This window comes from Yersinia kristensenii, from assembly GCF_900460525.1.
GTDB lineage: Bacteria > Pseudomonadota > Gammaproteobacteria > Enterobacterales > Enterobacteriaceae > Yersinia > Yersinia kristensenii.
Genome location: NZ_UHIY01000001.1, coordinates 4,176,670 through 4,199,630, shown reverse-complemented (window position 1 = coordinate 4,199,630; position 22,961 = coordinate 4,176,670). Strand labels below are relative to the sequence as shown.

The following is a 22,961-nucleotide window of genomic DNA, read 5'->3' as shown; positions in this document are numbered from 1 at the left end:
ACCTCACAGAAATGTGATATGAACTATATCGGAACAAGGAATTATTGTGAAATTTGACGAAATTAAAAATTATCTGCGAGATAATCAGAAAACATGGTTAATAACGGGTGTGGCAGGGTTTATAGGTTCTAATCTCTTGGAATCTTTACTATTACTTAATCAGAAAGTTGTTGGCCTGGATAATTTTTCAACCGGTCATCAATACAACCTTGATGAGGTTCAATCGCTGGTTACGGCAGACCAATGGGCGCAATTTACTTTTATCGAAGGTGATATTTGTGATGCCGATGTATGTCAAAAAGCGGTAGTTGGTGTTAACTATGTTTTGCATGAAGCGGCATTAGGGTCTGTACCTCGTTCAATCGCTGATCCTTTGACCACTAATGCTGCAAATATTACCGGTTTTTTAAATATGTTAGTGGCAGCTAGAGATAAGAAGGTAGACAGTTTTACCTACGCGGCCAGCAGTTCTACATATGGTGATCATCCAGCACTACCTAAAGTTGAAGAAAATATTGGTAATCCTCTTTCGCCTTATGCAGTGACTAAATACGTGAATGAGCTTTACGCACAAGTTTTTGCACGTACCTATGGCTTTAAAACTATTGGACTTCGTTATTTCAATGTGTTCGGTAAGCGACAGGATCCGAATGGAGCTTACGCGGCGGTTATTCCAAAATGGACATCTGCTATGATCAACAATGACGATGTTTTTATTAATGGCGATGGTGAAACAAGTAGGGATTTCTGTTATATCGAGAATGTTGTGCAAATGAATATTCTCGCTGCTTTGGCTAACGATGCGGCTAAAAATGAAGTCTATAATGTTGCGGTTGGTGATAGAACAACACTTAATGAGTTATTTAATGCTCTTAAAAACGCTCTAAGAAATAATAACGTTGTATATGAGAAATCAGCTGTCTATCAGGACTTCCGTTCAGGTGATGTTCGTCATTCTCAAGCTGATATTAGTAAAGCTAAACGGTCTTTATGTTATATAGCGTCACATAATATCTTTGATGGAGTTGAAGAAGCAATGCCATGGTATATAAGATTTTTTGATGTCAAGCAATAATCTTTTTAAAAGCATATTAATTTATGGCTGTATTACGGGGGCATCTCGCATGCTTCCAATACTGCTATTGCCATTCTATCTTTCTGCAATCCCTATTGAGGATTATGGGCGTATTGAGGTTCTCGTCGCATTATTTAATTTTATAATCATATTTGGTTCAATACAGCTCGAAACTGCAGTGCAACGATATATGTATAAGGTGAAAAATAAATTAAATTATGCATATGCACTGTTAATGGTTATATTTTTATTGTCAATTATTGTTTTTTTTATTATTTTTATTTTTTCAAATCGAATATCTATTGTTTTATTTGGTTCTGAAATAGAGTCAATAAATATAACAATTATAGCATTGAGTTGCCTTTTCTTTAATTTATCATCGATTTTTTTAATCTATTTTAGATATTCAGAGCAAGAAGGGTTGTTTTATATTATCACTTTGAGTCAGGTGTTTGTGACTGCACTTATAACCTATATTTTAGTCGTTATTGAAAAATTAGGAAATTTTGGGTATGTGATGGGCATTTTATCTGGTTGGTTGATGGTGTTTTTTTTTGGGTTCCGTATTGATTCTATGGAAAACAAAAGGGGGGAGAGAGTTACAGGCGGATTTTTCTTTTCTTAAACAATCCATAGATTTTTCTCTACCACAAATACCCGCAAGAATTGGAAGTTTTTTTATTCAATTTGGTAATAGATTTATTGTCTTATATTATTTTGGCCCTAAAGTAGTTGCGTTACTTGGCTTATCTGTAAAGTTTGCAGCTCCGTTTCAATTATTATACATTGCGTTTACTATGGCCTGGAACCCATACTTATACAAGAATGAGAATAATAGTGATCTAGAGGGGAAAATCAATAAAATATTAAAGCTATTACTATTATTTATTGTGGTTAGTTCGATCGCCATCCATTACATTGGATGTTGGATAATAGATGTATATTTTCACAATGGTTACGAAGGCGTAAAATCATTAATTTTTCTAGCTATCTTACCGTCAGGTTTATTGATCGTTAAAGATATATTAGAGACTGGTGTTAAATTATCAGGGAAAACAAAATATATATCGTATTCATATTTTTTGTCTATTGTAATAACTATTACATTGATGATTTTCTCTAAAAACATACAAGATATTTTAATGTCTTCTTTAGTAGGTACAATAGTTCTCTTATTAGCGACATTTATATTCTCAGAAAGAGAATACCATATTAAATATTCTAGATTGGTATTTTTCTTTTTATTATCATCATTGATTATGGCTATAATAAGCATCATAACTGTCCAATGGAGCGCTTTATGAACAAACTCCATAAAAATGATATGTTCATGCACTTAATATCATATTATATGTTTATTGTTTTTTTTGTATGTTGCATTATTTATTATTTGCAATTTATCGTTGGTGGAATTGATAGTCATGAACCTATATATGGCTATCTTTTCCCAGCAAATATAATCGATCACTCAATATATTATAAGAACTATCAGAATTTAAAAAATGGATATATTGACTTTGCTGGGGTCAATAATATAGGTATAGCAATTATTTACTATGTTTATTTTGGAATATTAGAATCATTAGGATTTAGCATTGTTCCAGAAAAGTTATCATTAATACTTAATCTCTATATTTTTTTATTATGCTTTATAAGTTTTAAAAGAATAGTGCAGAAACTTGGCTTAAGTATTTGCATAACGTGGTTATTTGTTCTCAATAGCAGTTTTTGGTATTTTGCACAGTTAATTAATAAAGACGTATTTACAATATTTATATTGTATAAATTAATTGAGTATGCACTGTATAATAAAAAGATAGGTATATTTTTTATCTTTGTTTTTTCATTTTTTGTAAGAATTCAATTACCGGCAATAATATGTATATATCTGTTTTTTATATACTCTAAACCAACATTGAAAAATTTTCTGATTGTTTATTTATTTATGTCTTTAATAAATGGTTATATAAGTAGATATCAGGGTTTAATTATTAGTGAAAGTACATTGAGTGATGGGCTTAGTGCATTTATATATAAAATGAATATTAACTATGGAATAGGATCTCTGTTATTAAACCCGATCAGGTTAATGCAATCATTTTATAGTGTTTTTGATTCTGTAAATTTCTATTCTTCAGACGGTATTGATGTTTCAAAATTAAAAAATATACCACAATTATTTGTTTTTATATTATTATCCCCTTGGATTGTTAAAGCTTTTTATAAATATAGTTATTTCATGAGAACTAAAGCAAAATATGTAATGTCGATTGTACCTTCATTTTTTTTAGTTTGGTTCTTAAATCCCACAATTAATTCAAGGTATGTTATGTTAATAATACCTTTTATTACATTGGTTGGTCTATGTGCATTAAAGTATGGTAAAAAGTCCACTACATGAAAATACTTATAGTAAATTATCATTATCCGCCAAGTGCAACTGCACATTCTTATAGATGGGCACTGCTAAGATGTTTTTTTTTACAACAAGGGCATAGTGTAGATTTTATCTGTGGTGGGGTGACTGACGAACAGGATAACGGAAATAGTATCTATAGAGGAAATTTTCCTTTTACTGTAAAAAAAGGACATTCGAATTTTGTTAGTGCATCGAATAAGAGCGCTGATAGCTTAAAATCAAAATTATTATCTTTGGTGAAGTATACATATAGAAAAATATTTTGGCCTGATGGGTTGTGGCATTGGCTTCCATTTTCTTTATATCAAGTATTCAAATTGCGCAAAGAAAAATATGATTTGGTCATTGGTTATTCTCCAACATTTTCCGCATTGATCGCGTCTTCTACTTATAAAATATATAATAGAAATGCCAAGTTTATTGTAGATTTTGGAGATCCATTCTCTGTCTCTAAAGAAATGCCTGTCAATAACTACTATTTATATAAAAAACTCAATCATTGGATTGAAAAAAAAATCTTTAATATTGCTGATTTAATTTCTTTAACAAATGAGAAAACATACGATCTATACCGAGCTGCGCATCCAGATGTGACAAAATTTACAGTAATTCCTCATCTGGTTAATATTGATGAATTTTATAATAATCCAGTAACTCCACTTAATTTAAAACTTAAAATTGGCTATATAGGTGCATTCCATAAAGGAATCAGAGAACCTCATTTGGCAACGGATAAAATTTGTAGTTTGAGTAACTATTTAGCAACAAAATGCCAGTTTGATTTTTATGGGCCGTTAAATGGGATTAAATTAATTGAATCAAAAAGAATAAATTATCATGGTGTTGTCGCAAGACATGAGGCATTAGAATTGATGAAAAATCTCAATATATTAATCAATGTTGAGAATGAGTCATGCCCGATGTCGCCTAGTAAAATTTATGAATGCATGGCAACGGGTAAACCAATATTGAATTTTCTTAGCTCGAATGGATTTTCAAGTTTTGATGAATACCCACTCGTATTAAATATAGATAAAAATACCAGCCCTGATGAGATAGAGCAATTTATTCTCGATAATGGCAATAAGATGTTATCTAGAGGAGAGGTTGAAAATCTCTTGTCTGAGAAGACACTTTCTTTTATTGGTAAAAAATATTTAAGCGTGATTGGAGATTAAATATGCATCGTATTTTTATTAATGCATTGTCAGCTAAAGTTGGTGGAGGAAAAACCTATATATCTAATTTACTCTCCAATATATCATCTGAACAGCAATGTGAAATTTATATCGTATGTCCTGACCCATCCATAATTCCTAGTGATAAGAGAATTAAATATATAACAACTAAATTTGCTAATCAGAATATTTTTTTTAGAATGCTATGGGAGTCGTTATATCTCCCAATACTATTACTATTTGTCAGAGCCAATGTATTATTTGTTCCAGGCGGAATGGACTTTACATTTTTTTCTTTTGCTATTCCCAAAGTGACAATGTTTAGAAATATGCTGCCTTTTGACTCTAAAGCTCAAGGCGCTCTTCCAAATCGTAGACTTAAGATAAAAAATATAATATTAAAATTATTAATGTCTCGAACAATGAAGTCTGCAGACAGTGTTATTTTTATTTCTAATTATGCTCGCAACGTCGTGAAAAAATTGATGAAAATCAATGCATCACAAGTTATACCTCATGGAATATCTAATCATTTTAATCCGGGTGTGAATCCTGATGAAGAGTTGGATAATAGAAAAGGTAAATATATTCTGTATGTTTCTAGATTTGAGCCGTATAAAAACCACTTAAATTTATTAAAAGCATATGCTTTATTACCCGAAACTATAAAACAGGCATATCAATTAATTCTTGTTGGCGAGTTTATGGAACCCGCCTATTCCGACTGTATACGCTATGTTCAAGATAACCAACTTGAGAATTTCGTTATTTTCAAAGGTAAGGTAATATATGAAGAGCTACCTGCTATATATAAAGGTGCATCGCTATTTATCTTTCCTTCCTCGTGTGAAAATTGTCCTAATATCTTATTAGAAGCTATTGGATGTGGCGTTCCTATATTAGCATCAAAAACAGAACCTATGCCTGAGTTTGCAAAGGATGCTGCGTTATATTTTGATGAAAATAGTTACGAGGATATTTCAATTAAAATTTCTGAGGCTTTTAATAATCCGATTTTATTGAAGGAAATGAGAGGGAAATCTATTTCTTTAAGAGATAATTACATGTGGGAAAAAACGGCTTTGAAAACTTGGAAATATCTAGAGACTATTGGAGGTGACAATGTTTAAAAATAAAGTACTGTTAATTACTGGTGGTACAGGTTCATTTGGTAACGCAGTTCTTCATCGTTTTTTAAATACAGAAATTAGTGAAATTAGGATTTTTTCACGTGATGAGAAAAAACAAGATGATATGCGTAAATATTTCAAATCGGATAAACTAAAATTTTATATAGGTGATGTGCGGGATTATCAGAGCGTATCTAATGCAATGCGTGGGGTCGATTATATATACCATGCTGCCGCACTTAAGCAAGTTCCATCCTGTGAGTTCTATCCATTAGAAGCAGTAAAAACTAATGTTATTGGCACTGAAAACGTTTTGGAAGCAGCCATTACTCATGGAGTAGAAAGGGTTGTTTGCTTGAGTACAGATAAAGCGGTTTACCCTATTAATGCAATGGGGATTTCTAAAGCAATGATGGAAAAAGTTATTGTTGCTAAAAGCCGTAATTTAGTAAATACAAATACAACCATATGTTGTACCCGTTATGGTAATGTGATGGCTTCAAGAGGCTCAGTTATACCGCTATTTATCAGGCAGGTTGTAAATGGTGATCCTATTACTATTACTGACCCTAATATGACTCGCTTTATGATGACATTAGATGATGCAGTAGACTTGGTTTTACATGCATTTGAACATGGACAAAATGGTGATATTTTTGTACAAAAAGCGCCTGCTGCGACCATAGATACTTTGGTAAAAGCATTGTTGGAAATAATGAATAAGCCTGAGCATCTAGTTAATATCATAGGTACTCGTCATGGTGAAAAACAGTATGAAGCTCTTTGTAGCCGTGAAGAGATGTTTGTTGCCCAAGAAGAAGGGAATTATTATCGCGTAGCAGCAGATAATCGAGACTTGAATTACTCAAAGTATTTTGAAAATGGTGAAAGGGACCTTTCTCTCGTTGAGGATTATAATTCCCATAATACTCTGCGATTAGATGTTGAAGGAATGAAAGTGCTTTTACGTAAGCTTGATTTTATTCGTGAAATTGAAGCAGGCAATCTGTTGGTACCAGAAGGGGTCTAACCGTGAATGTATTGATCTTAGGTGCAACAGGTATGCTGGGTTACAGTCTGTTTGCCAATCTGAATGAGTACAAGCAGTTAAATGTTATCGGTACGGCACGTAGTATGGCAGGTAAAGAGATATACTTTAATAAGCTCCAAGAGAATTTACTGCTTAATGTAGATGCTACTGATATTGATAGCATTGATAATGCCATCAAATTAGCCAAACCAGATGTTGTGATAAATTGTATTGGCTTAATAAAGCAACATGAAATTGCAAAGCAGTATGTTCCTGCAATTAAAATCAATTCATTATTACCGCACCAATTAGCCGCTTTATGTGATAAATATGAAGCAAAATATATTCATTTTTCGACCGACTGTGTTTTCGATGGTAAAACTGGTTTATATAATGAACTTGACCTCCCTAATTCAACAGATATTTATGGCAAGTCAAAATATTTAGGTGAAGTCAACTATGGTCGGCATTTGACTTTAAGAACATCTATTATTGGTCATGAACTAAGCTCAGCAGTGAGTTTAATTGATTGGTTTTTAAAACAACAGAATGAAGTTAATGGATTTTCAAAGGCAATTTTTTCCGGCTTACCAACTTCTTATATAGCTAAATTACTGGCAGAAAAAATCCTCGTTGATAATAGTTTAACTGGTTTATATCATCTTTCTGTTGATCCGATTGATAAATTTTCATTAATTTCGTTAGTGTCAGAAATTTATGGTCATTCCGTTAAAATTAATAAATCAGAACAATTAGTTATCGACCGTTCGCTTGATTCAAAAAAAACTGAGAGATGCAATTAATTTCAATCCACCAACGTGGCGCGAATTGATTGAATTTATGCATAACGATTATGTAACGAGGTATTTTCCATGCAAAAATTAAATGTGATGACAATCGTTGGTACTAGACCTGAAATTATTAGATTGTCGCGTACCATCGCAAAACTTGATGAATATTGTACGCATACCTTAGTTCATACTGGTCAAAATTACGATTATGAACTTAATCAAATATTTTTTGATGATTTGGATATTCGTTCACCTGATATATTTTTGGAATGTGCAGGGAACAGTGCAGCGGAAACGATGGCTCAGGTAATCAGCAAGTCAGACAAAATTTTTGCAGAATTAAAGCCGGATGCTCTGCTAATTCTCGGTGACACTAATAGTGCGTTAGCTGCTATATCTGCCAAACGTAGAAAAATTCCCATATTCCATATGGAGGCAGGTAATCGTTGTTTTGATCTCCGTGTACCCGAAGAAATAAACAGAAAAATTGTTGATCATATTTCCGATGTCAACATGCCATACAGCGATATTGCGCGTGAGTACCTATTAAATGAAGGGCTTAGACCAGATCTAATTATTAAAACCGGTAGTCCAATGGATGAAGTGTTAAGTTTCTACCATGACAAAATTAATAAATCTGATATCGTTAGCCGTTTATCTCTCAATAAGAGTGAATATTTTTTAGTAAGTGTTCATCGTGAAGAAAATGTCGACTCTGATAAAAATATCTACAGTTATGTAGAAGTACTAAATGAGTTAGCTGTTAAATACCAATATCCGATTATTGTGTCAACTCATCCAAGGACTAGAAAGAAAATAGAGATGTTGGGATTACAATTTCACCCATTAGTTAATTTGTTAAAACCATTAGGATTTAGCGATTATGTTCGCTTACAAATGGATGCAAAAGTTGTACTAAGTGATAGTGGAACCATCACAGAAGAGTCTTCAATTTTAAATTTCCCAGCGATCAATATTAGAGAAGCCCAGGAACGCCCTGAAGGGTTTGAAGAAGGGGCGGTGATGTTCACGGGAATGAGCGTCGAGCGAATTTTACAAGCAATTGCTATTCTTGAAAATCAACCTCGAGGTGCAGCTCGGTTGATAAATAAAGTCCGTGACTATATAGCGCCGAATGTTTCGGAAAAAGTATTGCGTACTATTTTAAGTTATACAGATTATGTAAATCGCGTCGTATGGAGGAAATCACTTTGAAATTAGCGTTGATCATTGATGATTATCTACCTGATAGCACTCGCGTAGCCGCTAAAATGTTTCATGAACTTGCTATACATTTGCAACAGTGGCATCAGATAACTGTGATTACCCCTGGTCGTGACCAGGATGAACCGTTAATCACAAGTACACTTGATGGTATCAATATCTGGCGTTTTAAAAGTGGTGAGATCAAAGATGTTGGTAAAGTAAAACGTGCTATTAATGAATCGTTGCTTTCCTGGCGTGCTTGCCATGCTATAAAATCGAGGGTTGATAAAGATACCTTTGACGGTATTATTTATTACTCCCCATCTATATTTTGGGGAGGACTAGTAAAATTTTTAAAGAATCGTTGTCAATGTAAAGCATACTTGGTTTTAAGGGATCTTTTTCCGCGCTGGGCAATTGATGCTGGTATGATTAATAAGGGCTCCTTGATCGAACGATACTTCAGATTTTTTGAAAAGTATTCCTGTAATCAGGCTGATATGATCGGCTTGATGTCAAAAAATAATATAGATGTATTTAACGCTGATTATAGGGGATACCCTACAGAGGTTTTACATAATTGGGCGATGTTATCACCTATTACTCCTCCTCCTAATAGTTACCCATCAATCAGAGCACGACTTGGTTTAGAGGGTAAAGTAATTTTTTTTACGGTGGCAACATCGGTCATGCCCAAGATATGGCTAACTTGATGCGATTGACCAGGAGAATGAGCAAATACGATGGTGCTCATTTTTTGTATATAGGACAAGGGGATGAAGTTTCGCTTATCAACCAATTATCTGTTGATTGGGGATTGAAAAATTTCAGTTATTTACCTTCAATTTCTCAGGATGAGTTTAAGTTTGTTTTATCTGAGGTTGATATCGGGTTATTTTCTTTATCGGCTAATCATACAAGCCATAACTTTCCTGGAAAACTATTAGGGTATATGGTTGCAAAAATCCCAATTCTCGGGAGTGTTAATGTAGGAAATGATTTAAAGAGTTTGATAAATAAAACGCGCGCCGGAGTTGTTTGTATTAATGGCGATGATGATGCTTTATTTTCTGCGGCTGAAAAATTATATTTAGATGCTCAATACCGTTATGATACTGGAATCTTTGCTAGGCAATTACTAGAGTCCGAATTTTCAGTTGATTCTGCAGCTCAGAAAATTATTAAAGCTCTCTCACATAGTTAAGACAATAGTTTGTAATGTCGCAACAGTAGATCGGCGTTGTTCGTATGGTTGTAATGGGGCGCAATATCTGACGCTGAATATCGAAAGTGGTGGTTATACCGTTTCCGTGCTCAACCTCATCTGGTGAGAAGACAAAAGAAGTCAGTGTTGAGAAAGTAGGTAAGAAATTGCTTCCTTACTACATTGTAAAATATTTCGTCGAATCCCTTGAGACCCTCGTCGTGTTGTAGCCCCTCTGAATTTAGGTTTATCACTTAGTAAGGTTCTCTGGTTTAAATACAACCATTTAGGAGAGCTACCATGCAGGAAATATGTTTAACTAAAATCCAGCTATTGCGAGTTCTGAAAGAAGTTGAAAGTAGTCAGTATGTGAAGGATGTTGTCGAGACTGAGGTGTTTTGGAGGCCAATAACTAGCACTGAAAAATCCAAATATGCTGGGATGGGATTCTCTGATATCAAATGAATGAAAGGGCTGGAAGAGGAAGATTGCCAACTAAAGCAGATGTATATTTCCCGCGCTTAGAGTATGGGATTCCTAAGGGTTTAGCGGCAAAAAGCTATAATGAAACCTGGAAATTTTCTATTAATTCAATTTGTTATGATTGCACGTGAGACCAGTAAACGCCACGGATGTTGGATTGTTGGTATCTGTCGTATTCAGCAAATTGGAAAGATTTGATAACAGACTTGAGATGAAGAACGAAAACCCTCCGTTTATAGTGAATTTTTGCAAAAAAAAACGGTGATATTAGTTCAAATGAATCATTTGATTATCTGATTTGGTTACAGAGTTTATGTACAAATTTCTGATATCTGCTTGTTAATATATAAAGAATAAATATTTTTTCTGGCTATCTTTCCCATCTCTTCTACACTCCAGCCACGGCTTGTGGTTTTATTTTCAGCAACTAAACCACCGCAGGGTAACAGTTCACATCGATGCAGCGTATAATACTGCTCCTGTGTTTGCCCTGCTGGGTAGACAAGAGGTTTTGCCTACCGAAAGGAGAGATAAATGACGGCGTCAGCCCCGGTGATAACCGTTGATGGACCAAGTGGTGCAGGTAAAGGTACGCTTTGCAAAGCATTGGCTGAATCGTTGGACTGGCGTTTGCTGGATTCCGGTGCGATATACCGTGTTTTAGCTTTGGCGGCACTGCATCACCAGGTAGATATCAGCACCGAAGAGGCATTAGTTCCACTTGCCGCACATCTCGATGTTCGTTTTGTTTCGCAAAATGGGCAGTTAAAAGTCATTTTAGAAGGTGAGGATGTCAGTAATGAGATTCGCACTGAAACTGTGGGAAATACGGCATCCCAGGCAGCGGCTTTTCCTCGGGTGCGTGAAGCATTGTTGCGTCGTCAGCGGGCTTTCCGTGAGCCGCCCGGCCTGATAGCAGATGGCCGTGACATGGGCACGGTGGTGTTCCCCGATGCCCCGGTGAAAATATTTCTTGATGCAAGTTCACAAGAACGTGCACACAGGCGTATGCTACAGTTGCAGGAAAAGGGGTTTAATGTTAACTTTGAACGTCTTTTGTCCGAGATACAGGAGCGGGACTCTCGCGATCGTAATCGGGCTATTGCACCTTTAGTCCCTGCGGCAGATGCGTTGGTACTGGATTCAACCAGTATGTCCATCGAGCAGGTGATCGAACAGGCGCTGGCTTATGCCCAACGAATTCTAGCATTGTCGTTAAAAAAATAACGACAATGCGGTCAGTTCTGAGCTCTCAACGATTTTTTTAAATAAAATTATTTTTGATGAGCACTTTAACCTTGCTGCAAGGATGTGTGGCGAGGCATGTGAAACAACCCCATCCGGCGGGATGCTAGATGGACGTTAAACTTAAGAATCCTGAAGATTATAAACATGACAGAATCTTTTGCTCAACTCTTTGAAGAATCCCTGAAAACAATTGAAACACGTCCGGGCTCTATCGTCCGTGGTGTTGTTGTTTCTATCGATAAAGATATCGTACTGGTTGACGCCGGTCTGAAATCTGAGTCAGCAATTCCAGCAGAACAGTTCAAGAACGCGCAAGGTGAACTGGAAATTCAAGTCGGCGATGAAGTTGACGTTGCACTGGACGCAGTTGAAGACGGCTTCGGTGAAACTCTGCTGTCCCGTGAGAAAGCTAAGCGCCATGAAGCATGGCTGATGCTGGAAAAAGCTTACGAAGAAGCTGCAACCGTTACTGGTGTGATCAACGGCAAAGTGAAGGGCGGCTTTACAGTTGAACTGAACGGCATCCGTGCGTTCTTACCTGGTTCACTGGTTGATGTGCGCCCAGTTCGCGATACTCTGCATCTGGAAGGCAAAGAGCTTGAGTTCAAAGTCATCAAGCTGGATCAGAAACGCAACAACGTAGTTGTTTCTCGTCGTGCAGTTATCGAATCTGAGAACAGCGCTGAGCGTGATCAATTGCTGGAAAACCTGCAAGAAGGCATGGAAGTTAAGGGTATCGTTAAGAACCTGACTGACTATGGTGCATTCGTTGATCTGGGCGGCGTTGATGGCTTGCTGCACATTACTGACATGGCTTGGAAACGTGTTAAACACCCAAGCGAAATCGTCAATGTGGGCGACGAAATCACTGTTAAAGTTCTGAAATTCGACCGCGAACGTACTCGTGTATCCCTTGGCTTGAAACAGCTGGGCGAAGATCCATGGGTTGCTATCGCTAAACGTTACCCAGAAAGCACTAAGCTGACTGGCCGTGTAACTAACCTGACTGATTACGGCTGCTTCGTAGAAATCGAAGAAGGCGTTGAAGGTCTGGTACACGTTTCAGAAATGGATTGGACCAACAAAAACATTCACCCGTCTAAAGTTGTTAACGTTGGCGACGTAGTGGAAGTTATGGTTCTGGACATCGATGAAGAACGTCGTCGTATTTCTCTGGGCCTGAAACAGTGCAAATCTAACCCATGGCAGCTGTTTGCAGAAACCCACAACAAAAACGACCGCGTTGAAGGTAAAATCAAGTCTATCACTGACTTCGGTATCTTCATCGGCCTGGACGGCGGCATCGACGGCCTGGTTCACCTGTCTGATATCTCCTGGAACGTTGCAGGCGAAGAAGCTGTTCGTGAATACAAGAAAGGCGACGAAATCGCAGCTGTGGTTCTGCAAGTTGACGCAGAACGTGAGCGTATCTCCTTGGGCGTGAAACAACTGGCTGAAGATCCGTTCAATAACTACCTGTCTGTTAACAAGAAAGGTGCTATTGTTACTGGTAAAGTCACTGCAGTTGACGCTAAAGGTGCTACAGTTGAATTGGCAGGCGGCGTAGAAGGTTATCTGCGTGCTTCTGAAGCAACTCGCGACCGTGTTGAAGATGCGACGCTGGTTCTGAACGTCGGTGATGAAGTTGAAGCCAAATATACTGGCGTTGACCGCAAAAACCGCGTAATCAGCCTGTCTGTTCGTGCTAAAGACGAAGCTGATGAGAAAGATGCTATTGCTACAGTTAACAACAAGCCAGAAGAAGGCAACTTCTCTAGCGCAATGGCAGAAGCGTTCAAAGCTGCAAAAGGCGAGTAATAACGGGGGGCGATGTTTTCGCCCCTATACGGTAGTTTAGCTGCAAAGCTTGGAGGTTATATGACCAAGTCTGAACTTATTGAAAGACTTGCTGGCCAGCACTCTCATATTCCGGCGAAGGCCGTTGAGGATGCAGTGAAAGAAATGCTTGAACATATGGCTGGAACACTAGCTGAAGGTGAGCGCATTGAGATCCGCGGATTTGGCAGTTTTTCTCTTCACTACCGTGCTCCGCGTGTTGGTCGTAACCCGAAAACTGGTGATAAAGTTGAGTTGGAAGGTAAGTACGTTCCACACTTTAAGCCAGGTAAAGAGTTGCGTGATCGCGCTAATATCTACGGTTAAGTTGTTTACAGCTTACCGCGTTATTATCTATGTCCAAAACACTCGGAGCTATTGCTTCCAGTGAAAGGATATAAAGCTGATACGAAACGGTGCCCCTAGAGGCACCGTTTTTATTTGTTTTTGTCTCTTAATCCTGACGCCCTCCCTTGCCAAAATGCTTTATCCATCAATATATTCCTGATTATTTTAGAGGCATCCCGCATTTCTTTTGCAGATTTTGCAACTCAATAAAACTGTTCGCGTATCGGCTCGGAACTCCTGTCAGTGGTGCTGGCCCTATAGCCAATCTACATAGAGAATCAGTTTCTCACCCACAGTGAGCGGATAGCCATGAGGCTATTTGAGAGTCATAACATGGATGGTTGCTTATCACTTTATCAACAGATCATTGCGCGTTTGCTATCATCGCGGGTCTTTTACCTCTTATTTTGCTACCTCATCTCCCAGGCCCCAGGGTGATTGGCGTGTTACTGGCATTGGGCGCATTGCTATGGGTTAGCGGCAATACTTATTGTCAGTGTCTTACATTGGCTCTGATGAGTTTTGTTTGGGGATGTTGGCACGGCGATAAGATGTTGATGCAGATTGAGCAATTCACTCAGGGAGATCAACAGATCGTCGCCACAATAAATAATTCACATTTGGTTTGGGTAGAAGGTAATAAGGTTCTATTAGATATTCAGCAGGTAAATGGGAAGAAAGTATTTCCTGCTATTAAGGTCACCGTCAAATGGCAAGAGGGCCTGGATTATTGTGCTGGGCAACAATGGCAGTTCTGGCTGCGAATGCGAGGTGTGCATAGTTTGCTCAACGAAGGCGGTTTTGATAGCCAGCGTTGGGCTATAGCAAATCGCCGTCCATTACAGGGACGAATCATTAGAGCCGAATTACTTGATGCGCCTTGTAATGCTCGTCAGCAAATCATCCGTGTTGTGGAACGGCAACTTGAACCCTATAAACAACGGCAGATATTGCTGGCACTGGCTTTTGGTGAAAGGAGCCAACTGGAACCCCAGTATTGGGCGATGTTGCGTGATACCGGTACGGCCCATTTAATGGCGATTTCAGGTTTACACATTGCTATGGCGGCGTTATTTGGTGGGGGGCTGGCTCGGGCGATTCAGTTTTTACTGCCGGTTAGTCGAGTTGGTCCGCTGTTTCCGCTATTAACTGGCTGGATGGTTGCTGTTATTTACGTTTGGCTAGCAGGGGCGAATCCCCCGGCAGTTAGAGCTGCTATGGCACTGACATTATGGTTGCTGCTTAGGCTTTTTAATGTCTCCTGTAGTGCATGGCAAGTATGGTTATGGGCACTAGCGCTAATTTTACTTAGTGATCCTCTTGCAATACTTTCGGATAGTTTTTGGCTCTCCTGTTTGGCGGTATTTAGTTTGATATGTTGGTTTTATTGGGTACCGCTTTCCCCGCGTTTTAAAACGGGTTGGCAAGGGCTAGTTATTCGCGCGATCCATTTGCAATTAGGTATGATGTTGCTGTTGATGCCGTTGCAAATAACGTTGTTTCGCGGCATCAGTTTATTCTCGATACTTGCAAACCTGTGGGCAGTGCCTCTCGTTTCCTTAATTACTGTCCCTTGTGTTTTGCTGGCTTTGGCTTTCTCTCTCCTTCCTGTGGTTGCTGGGGTGTTCTGGTCGTTGGCTGATATATCGTTGACTGCGGTACTCTTCCCGCTGAGTCTGATGAGAATGGGCTGGTTTCATACTGGAACGGCATCAGTTGCTATCGGATTCAGTGGTTGGCTAGCCATGTTTATATGGCGTTTTGGATGGTGGCGTAACTATTCTATTGGGGTCATGGTGCTTTGTGTGAATCTAGTATTATTGACTCAGCGCCGTGATGAATACCAATGGCGGGTTGATATGTTAGATATTGGGCATGGTCTGGCGGTAGTCATTGAGCACAAGGGGAAAGCCATTATTTTTGATACAGGTAATCGCTGGGCAACTGGCAGCATGGCATCAATGGTGATTTTGCCTTATTTACGTTGGCGGGGTATCACTGTTGAGCAAATTATTCTCAGTCATGATCATCAGGATCATACTGGAGGTCTAGCCGAGATTCAGACTGCTTTTCCCATGGCGACGGTTCGTGCTCCTTTTCCCTTAAAAGATGCTGTAAATACTTTGCCCTGCAAACAAGGGGTAGCATGGCAGTGGCAAGGTTTGAATTTTGAAGTGTTATGGCCGCGAGTGCAGGTTGCTAATGCTCAGAATGATGATTCATGTGTGATTCGTGTTGATGATGGCAAACACAGCTTATTACTGACTGGTGACCTTGAAATGCGCAGTGAGAGAGAGTTGATTAAAAATTCTCGTGCTAAATTAGCTTCAACGTTACTGCAGGTTCCTCATCATGGGAGCAATACCTCTTCTACACCCCCTTTTCTGCGGGCAGTAAAGCCGGAATTGGCTTTTGCCTCTGTTGCACGCTATAACCAATGGCATCTTCCGGCCAGAAAAGTGACTAAACGCTATCAAAAAAATAACATTATTTGGCATGATACCTCGGTGTCGGGGCAATTAAGTGTTTATTTTTACAGCGATAGTTGGCAAATTAATGGTTATAGGGAACATTTAATGCCTCGTTGGTATCACCAGCAATTTGGCGTTGGAGGCCATAATGAGTAGAATGGGCCGCTATTTCTTCTGGTGCTGGTATTTGCATGATGAATGATAAAGATCTATCCACTTGGCAGACGTTTCGTCGCCTCTGGCCATTGATCTCTCCTTATAAGACCGGTCTTGTTGTTGCGGCGATAGCATTAATCCTTAATGCTGCCAGTGACACCTTTATGCTGTCATTACTAAAACCCTTGCTCGACGATGGTTTTGGTAAGGCTAATAGCTCAATTTTAAAATGGATGCCTCTGGCCGTTATCGGCTTAATGGTGGTTCGAGGTATAACAGGCTTTATTTCAAGCTATTGCATCTCGTGGGTCTCCGGCAAAGTGGTGATGCATATCCGTCGCCGCTTATTCAGCCATATGATGGGGATGCCGGTTTCATTTTTTGATCAGCAATCAACAGGTACGTTGCTATCACGTATTACTTATGACTCCGAACAAGTAGCAGCATCATCTTCTGGTGCACTGGTGACAGTGGTGCGAGAAGGGGCTTCTATTATCGGTTTGTTTATTATGATGTTTTATTACAGCTGGCAGTTGTCGCTGATTTTAATCGTCATTGCACCGATTGTGTCGATTTCTATTCGGTTGGTATCTAAGCGTTTTCGCAATATCAGTAAAAATATGCAAAGCACCATGGGTGAAGTTACCACCAGTGCAGAGCAAATGCTGAAAGGGCATAAAGAAGTTTTGATCTTCGGCGGCCAAAAAGTTGAAACTGAGCGCTTTGAAGCTGTTAGTAATCGCATGCGCCAACAAGGGATGAAACTGGTTTCTGCTTCTTCTATTTCAGATCCTATTATTCAGTTGATTGCCTCTTTTGCTCTGGCATTTGTCCTGTATGCAGCAAGCTTCCCGAGTGTGATGGAAACCCTGACCGCTGGTACCATTACTGTGGTGTTCTCAGCCATGATTGCGCTGATGCGACCATTGAAATCACTGACCAATGTGAATGCTCAATTCCAACGTGGAATGGCTGCTTGTCAGACGCTGTTCACTATTCTGGATATGGAGCAGGAAAAAGACGAGGGTAAACTGGAAGTTGAACGCGCTAAAGGCGAAATAGAATTCCGCCATGTGACGTTCTACTATCCGGGTAAAGATACTCCAGCACTGAATGACATCAATATGCATATTGATGCAGGTAAAACAGTTGCATTAGTGGGGCGATCAGGCTCTGGTAAGTCAACTATCGCTAATTTAATGACCCGTTTCTATGATGTCAGCGAAGGCAGTATTTTGTTGGATGGCCATGACTTGCGTGATTACCGGTTGGGGGCATTACGCAACCAGGTCGCGTTGGTGTCACAAAATGTTCATCTATTCAATGATACGGTGGCTAATAACATTGCTTATGCCCGTGATGAGCAATACAGCCGTGCTGAAATTGAAGAAGCTGCCCGCATGGCTTATGCCATGGACTTTATCAATAAAATGGAAAATGGCCTGGATACCGTGATTGGTGAAAACGGTGTCATGCTCTCTGGTGGCCAGCGTCAGCGTATTGCCATTGCACGGGCGCTGTTACGGGACTGCCCAATATTGATTCTGGATGAAGCGACTTCAGCACTGGATACTGAATCAGAGCGGGCAATTCAGGCCGCATTGGATGAATTGCAGAAAAACCGTACTTCACTGGTTATTGCCCACCGTTTGTCGACCATTGAAAAAGCGGATGAGATTCTGGTCATTGAGGACGGGCGCATTGTGGAGCGTGGCATGCATGCAGAATTGCTGGCGAAAAAGGGCGTTTATGCTCAACTTAACCGTATGCAGTTTGGCCAATGATTGAGCGTATTTGGTCTGGGAAGTCTTGGCTGTATTTGTTATTGCTGCCACTGTCCTGGCTATATGGTGTGATCACTTGGCTTATCCGTGTCAGTTATACTCTGGGGTGGCGTTCAGCATGGCGCTCCCCCGTGCCTATTATCATTGTGGGCAACCTGACTGTCGGCGGTAATGGTAAAACGCCGGTGGTTATTTGGTTGGTGGAACAGCTAAAACAGCGGGGTTATCGCATCGGAGTTGTGTCCCGTGGTTATGGCGGCAAGTCTGTGTATCCGTTATTACTATCCAGCGAGACTACAACCACTCAGGCCGGTGATGAACCTGTTCTAATTTATCAACGAACAGGTGCCCCAGTTGCGGTCTCGCCGAAGCGTTCTGATGCGGTCCAAGCATTACTGAAATCTCATAATTTGGACTTCATCATTACTGATGACGGCTTACAGCATTATGCATTACAGCGGGATTTTGAGCTGGTGGTGATTGATGGTGTTCGCCGCTTTGGTAATGGCTGGTGGCTGCCCGCAGGCCCGATGCGCGAGCGGGCAGGGCGATTGCGCTCAGTCGATGCAGTGATAACCAATGGCGGTATTGCCGCCACTGGTGAAATACCAATGCAACTGGTTGCACGGGAGGCGGTCAATTTGGTGACAGGCGAACGTTTTCCTGCGCAACAATTACAGCATGTTGTTGCCATGGCTGGCATCGGCCATCCCCCGCGTTTTTTTGCTACGCTAAGTCTGCTCGGTATTGAACTCAAAAAGGAATATGCTTTCGCCGACCATCAGGATTATTCACTGTCCCAACTTAGCTCGCTGACGTCCGGGCCACAAATTTTACTAATGACTGAAAAAGATGCTGTTAAGTGCCGAGCTTTTGCTCAGCCCAATTGGTGGTATTTGCCAGTAGATGCGCAGTTACCTCCCGATCAAGCTGAACAATTATTGTTGAAGATTCAGGCACTATCGCACCATTCTGCATAATCCAATTTATAGACTCAGTGATGTGAGCTTTAGAGCCGCCGCGCATGCCGTTAGCGAGTGTTGCTGAGTTTTTTCGTACAGTTGTAGTTCATCAATAACATCAGATCCCAAGTCCTGTTGGAAATCCTGCTTACTGGAATGTCCTGCAAAATGGTTTTGCCCTTTATCCCCTAAATTGGACTGAAAAATACCCGCAGCACTGACCGGCAGGAAATCTTCATAAACCAAAGGTTCAAATTGGATAAATCCGGCGCCAATCAGCTCGTCTAAAGTTAAATTTTGCATTGAGGCCGTAGGTTCGCTGAGTTTTTTTTCTGTCGGGAAATAGCGGAAGAAAGCGAGTTTTTCAGCGCGCATGGTCGGGTAATCATCCGGAAACTGGCTAAATTTCTCGCTAAGAATAGCCATGTATTGCGCTGCATTTTCCTCATTTGCAGGGGCTTGCAGTTGATCCTGAGCCGCTTGCAGCAAGCGGTCATAAAGATTGCGGCCCTTAGCGGTCAGCGCAGCGCCACGCTGTTCTATTTCGCCAAAGCGGGCGGTGTGACTCCCTTGAACAATATGCCCATCGGATGATACAAACGCGATTTTTTCTTCCAATGCTTTAAAACTGGTTTGTCGCAGCAGTATTGGGCAATGGCGAGGGGGGGGCCCTTCAATGACGGCTTTGGGGGTAATGTTGTGTTTCAGCATGGCAGCTTGTACTGCGTCTATATTCAGTGTTCGTGGGGTCAAATGGTTAATATGTGGCCCTTTAAAAGCAATGACATCAGCAATTAACCGATGTTGATCATGCAGTTGATGATAAATCTCAGCACTCACGGTAGCTTGATTATGCCAGCGGAATGTTTCCAAGGATTCAGTAATAAAATCAGCTGCTTCATTGCTAGTCAGCCCTCCGGCCGTTTCATGCTTAACAATTAACTCGATAAGACGTGACGTAAAAATATTTCTTTTGGCAAGAGTATCAATTGCTCGTTGCCGCAGCTCTGGTTGCTCAATCAACTCTAATCGCAGTAAGGAAGTGAAAATTCTAAATGGGCAGATTTGCAATGAAGTTTCATGTACTGCGCGAAAAGCCGTAGAGTGAACAGGTACACCGGCAGGGGCCAGATCGTAATACCCGACGGGAGCCATCCCCATAACTGCAAATAAGCGGCGTAAGGTGGTGAGCTCGGTGGCAGTTCCCACGCGGATAGCACCATGCCTTTCCATATTTAATCGCCCAATTTCCCCAGTTTGATGCAAATGGCGGGTCAGTTCTGGCAATTGTTCCATAGTTTGGCGGTTGGTCTCGGCAACTAACTCCAATAAATCACCGTATAGCGGGACTTCAGTCTGATACATATCCGACATAGCACTGGAGAATCTGGCGCGTATCTCATCGGGATGAACAAATGGCTGGTGACTTATCATAGGAATGTTCCTTTTTGCCTTTCAACGCAGATATTTACGGCTGCGGATCACGCTGATTCCATTTTATTCTAGGTGAGTTTGCTGAGCTGGTGAGGAGCCTGCGGAGAATATTAGTTTTTTATGCGTCATATCGCATTGATTCTGGGGTTTGTTGTGATCCATGCGATAAAAAAGTTGTATGAATGCGTTTTTTATGTGTAAATACGCGTAGGCCTGTTTTGCAGGCTTATTTATGTGTAAGAGTGCACGAGAGCAAAGCAAAGCAGTTCCTCCCAAGACGCTATTTCTGATACAGCCTCAAAGACGAACCCCTGAAATCTCCTATAAGCAACTCCCATAAGTCATATTTTAGGCGAACCTGTTATTGCCCATTAAGCATTTATTTTTTGTGGCTGGTTTGTTAGTTGTTGTATCTGTTGCTGCTCTATTATTTAAAGTAATAACGTTGGGTTATCGGCGGAAATAAAATGATCGTGCCAATGCGCCTGTCATTTATTCTCGAGATAGACAAAATTCTAAGCCCACATTTATGCGGGTTTTCCATAAAATCAAGCTCATAGAGGTTTAATCAGAAAACTTTAGGATGGGCAACTGCATCTAAACAATAAATAAAAATGAGTTGTTAGGATGCCCAGTAAAAGGAAATTTATTATGACGTTAAAAATGGGTCGCGTGAAATGGTTCAACCAGTCTGAAGGCTACGGTTTTATTTCACCCCACGACGGGAGTTTGGATGTGTATGTCAGCAAGACAGCCATTGCCAACACCAAAAATAAATCACTGAGTGAAGGGCAGGACGTTGAATTCTCTACTTATCGTAGTATTCATGGGCCGTCAGCAGCAGATGTGATCGCTTTCTAAGCAAACGGCTACCCAAGGGTAGCCGCTAGTTTTTTTGCCTCTGTTCGACATATTTCTTTTGCCGTCGGGCAGTTTTGCAGGTGCTTCTATTTGTTTTTGCGGTTTAATTGCTGAAGTTAGCAAACAGCGCAATAATTTTATGGAATACTTTCATTTCTTACTCGATAGATATGATTGTGTGACTTATGTCACAAAAATACTACTCCTCGCAATTCAACATATCAATAACAAAACCAACATTTATCATCCCGATTGTTGAGTATCTTCACTTATACTAATGTCAATTAACATAACTACTTGTTATCAATGGCTGATATTAATGACGGTATCGGCGCAGTTAACCTGCATCGGCGGATATGGTATCCTCGACCACTTTCCTGCTGGCTAAACTCCATTCTGGAGGATGTATGGACCACCGTTTACTCGAAATCGTTGCTTGTCCGGTCTGCAACGGTAAGTTGTACTTCAATAAAGAAAACCTTGAGCTGGTATGCAAAGCTGACAATCTGGCTTACCCGGTGCGTGATGGCATCCCGGTATTGCTAGAAAACGAAGCCCGCCCACTGTCCATTGATGAGAAGCACGCATGAGTTTCATTGCTATAATACCCGCCCGTTATGCTTCAACCCGTCTACCCGGTAAGCCACTGGCTGATATTGCGGGTAAACCGATGGTTGTGCATGTGATGGAGCGGGCATTGGAGTCAGGTGCTTCTCGGGTGATTGTGGCAACAGACCATCCGGAAGTGGTGAAAGCGGTTGAAGCGGCGGGTGGCGAAGTGTGTTTAACCCGCGCAGATCATCAGTCTGGTACCGAGCGCTTAGCGGAAGTCATTGAATGCTATGGTTTTGCTGATGATGATATTATTGTCAATGTGCAAGGGGATGAGCCATTGGTGCCGCCAATGATTATCCGTCAAGTTGCTGATAATTTGGCTGCCTCCAGTGCAGGTATGGCGACATTGGCTGTGCCGATTGAAAGCAGCGAAGAAGCCTTTAACCCTAATGCCGTGAAAGTGGTGATGGATGCGCAAGGTTATGCGCTGTATTTCTCGCGTGCCGCCATTCCGTGGGAAAGAGAGCGTTTTGCTCAATCGAAAGAAACCATTGGTGATTGTTTCTTACGCCATATTGGTATTTATGCTTATCGCGCCGGTTTTGTTCGTCGCTATGTTAATTGGGCGCCAAGCAAACTCGAGCAGATAGAGCTGTTAGAGCAACTGCGTGTGCTGTGGTACGGTGAAAAAATTCACGTTGCTGTGGCAAAAGCTGTGCCGGCAGTTGGGGTTGATACACAAGAAGATTTAGACAGAGTTCGGGCTATTATGCTCAAGCAGTAATCATTG

At 40.3% G+C, this 22,961-nt stretch carries 19 protein-coding genes and 1 pseudogene; 19 read left to right on the top strand and 1 reads right to left on the bottom strand.

The genetic code is table 11. From position 1 onward, the window contains the following. Window positions 1-46 precede the first annotated feature (46 nt). The 16 genes and pseudogenes from DX162_RS19490 (at window position 47) to lpxK (ending at window position 19,339) form a co-directional block, all read left to right on the top strand. On the top strand, window positions 47-1,075 hold the full coding sequence (locus DX162_RS19490) for an NAD-dependent epimerase/dehydratase family protein (RefSeq protein WP_004391080.1): 1,029 nt from the start codon (window positions 47-49) through the stop codon (window positions 1,073-1,075). After that, window positions 1,062-1,700 (top strand): polysaccharide biosynthesis protein, encoded by a 639-nt coding sequence (locus DX162_RS22800; protein ID WP_276329935.1) that lies wholly within the window; start codon window positions 1,062-1,064, stop codon window positions 1,698-1,700. Before DX162_RS19490 ends, DX162_RS22800 begins: the two co-directional genes overlap by 14 nt. Beyond that, a complete protein-coding gene (locus DX162_RS22795; protein ID WP_276329934.1) occupies window positions 1,630-2,379 on the top strand; it encodes a lipopolysaccharide biosynthesis protein in 750 nt (249 codons plus the stop codon). The genes DX162_RS22800 and DX162_RS22795 overlap by 71 nt, the downstream gene beginning before the upstream one ends. After that, window positions 2,376-3,476, top strand: a complete 1,101-nt coding sequence (locus DX162_RS19480) for a hypothetical protein (RefSeq protein ID WP_276329933.1) — start codon at window positions 2,376-2,378, stop codon at window positions 3,474-3,476. Before DX162_RS22795 ends, DX162_RS19480 begins: the two co-directional genes overlap by 4 nt. Further along, window positions 3,473-4,672 carry a glycosyltransferase family protein gene (locus DX162_RS19475; RefSeq protein WP_098080890.1) on the top strand — a complete coding sequence of 400 codons (1,200 nt, stop codon included), beginning with the start codon at window positions 3,473-3,475 and terminating at the stop codon, window positions 4,670-4,672. Before DX162_RS19480 ends, DX162_RS19475 begins: the two co-directional genes overlap by 4 nt. 2 nt (window positions 4,673-4,674) lie before the next feature. Next, window positions 4,675-5,802, top strand: coding sequence for a glycosyltransferase family 4 protein (locus tag DX162_RS19470; protein WP_004391084.1), 1,128 nt, complete (start codon window positions 4,675-4,677; stop codon window positions 5,800-5,802). Further along, a complete protein-coding gene (locus tag DX162_RS19465; protein WP_032820034.1) occupies window positions 5,795-6,832 on the top strand; it encodes a polysaccharide biosynthesis protein in 1,038 nt (345 codons plus the stop codon). The genes DX162_RS19470 and DX162_RS19465 overlap by 8 nt, the downstream gene beginning before the upstream one ends. Before the next feature lie 2 nt (window positions 6,833-6,834). Continuing rightward, window positions 6,835-7,635 carry a dTDP-4-dehydrorhamnose reductase family protein gene (locus DX162_RS19460; protein ID WP_244916313.1) on the top strand — a complete coding sequence of 267 codons (801 nt, stop codon included), beginning with the start codon at window positions 6,835-6,837 and terminating at the stop codon, window positions 7,633-7,635. A gap of 69 nt (window positions 7,636-7,704) precedes the next feature. Beyond that, a complete protein-coding gene (gene wecB, locus DX162_RS19455) occupies window positions 7,705-8,838 on the top strand; it encodes a non-hydrolyzing UDP-N-acetylglucosamine 2-epimerase (RefSeq protein WP_032820036.1) in 1,134 nt (377 codons plus the stop codon). Next, window positions 8,835-10,033 (top strand): annotated as a pseudogene (locus tag DX162_RS19450) (glycosyltransferase family 4 protein). Before wecB ends, DX162_RS19450 begins: the two are co-directional and overlap by 4 nt. A 1,017-nt stretch (window positions 10,034-11,050) precedes the next feature. Continuing rightward, entirely contained in the window at window positions 11,051-11,743 is a 693-nt protein-coding gene (cmk, locus tag DX162_RS19440; protein WP_004391090.1) for a (d)CMP kinase, read from the top strand. A 165-nt stretch (window positions 11,744-11,908) separates the two neighbouring features. Next, window positions 11,909-13,582 carry a 30S ribosomal protein S1 gene (gene rpsA / locus DX162_RS19435; protein ID WP_004391091.1) on the top strand — a complete coding sequence of 558 codons (1,674 nt, stop codon included), beginning with the start codon at window positions 11,909-11,911 and terminating at the stop codon, window positions 13,580-13,582. A gap of 60 nt (window positions 13,583-13,642) precedes the next feature. Further along, a complete protein-coding gene (ihfB, locus tag DX162_RS19430; protein WP_032820038.1) occupies window positions 13,643-13,927 on the top strand; it encodes an integration host factor subunit beta in 285 nt (94 codons plus the stop codon). A 362-nt stretch (window positions 13,928-14,289) separates the two neighbouring features. Next, window positions 14,290-16,575 carry a ComEC family protein gene (locus DX162_RS19425; protein WP_032820040.1) on the top strand — a complete coding sequence of 762 codons (2,286 nt, stop codon included), beginning with the start codon at window positions 14,290-14,292 and terminating at the stop codon, window positions 16,573-16,575. Window positions 16,576-16,610: 35 nt separating this feature from the next. Continuing rightward, window positions 16,611-18,359: a lipid A ABC transporter ATP-binding protein/permease MsbA gene (gene msbA / locus DX162_RS19420; protein ID WP_004391094.1), complete on the top strand. Its 1,749-nt coding sequence runs from the start codon at window positions 16,611-16,613 to the stop codon at window positions 18,357-18,359. Continuing rightward, entirely contained in the window at window positions 18,356-19,339 is a 984-nt protein-coding gene (gene lpxK / locus DX162_RS19415) for a tetraacyldisaccharide 4'-kinase (protein ID WP_032820041.1), read from the top strand. Before msbA ends, lpxK begins: the two co-directional genes overlap by 4 nt. Window positions 19,340-19,345: 6 nt before the next feature. Here lpxK and hglS read toward each other — a convergent pair whose 3' ends face one another. Continuing rightward, window positions 19,346-20,752, bottom strand: a complete 1,407-nt coding sequence (gene hglS / locus DX162_RS19410; protein ID WP_032820069.1) for a 2-oxoadipate dioxygenase/decarboxylase HglS — start codon at window positions 20,750-20,752, stop codon at window positions 19,346-19,348. A 654-nt stretch (window positions 20,753-21,406) separates the two neighbouring features. Here hglS and DX162_RS19405 point away from each other — a divergent pair. The 3 genes from DX162_RS19405 to kdsB all read left to right on the top strand — a co-directional run bounded on the left by DX162_RS19405 (window position 21,407) and on the right by kdsB (window position 22,955). Then, a complete protein-coding gene (locus DX162_RS19405) occupies window positions 21,407-21,616 on the top strand; it encodes a cold-shock protein (protein WP_005159937.1) in 210 nt (69 codons plus the stop codon). Window positions 21,617-22,023: 407 nt separating this feature from the next. Continuing rightward, window positions 22,024-22,206, top strand: a complete 183-nt coding sequence (locus tag DX162_RS19400; protein WP_004700032.1) for a Trm112 family protein — start codon at window positions 22,024-22,026, stop codon at window positions 22,204-22,206. Further along, window positions 22,203-22,955 carry a 3-deoxy-manno-octulosonate cytidylyltransferase gene (gene kdsB, locus DX162_RS19395; protein ID WP_032820042.1) on the top strand — a complete coding sequence of 251 codons (753 nt, stop codon included), beginning with the start codon at window positions 22,203-22,205 and terminating at the stop codon, window positions 22,953-22,955. Before DX162_RS19400 ends, kdsB begins: the two co-directional genes overlap by 4 nt. Window positions 22,956-22,961: the final 6 nt, after the last annotated feature.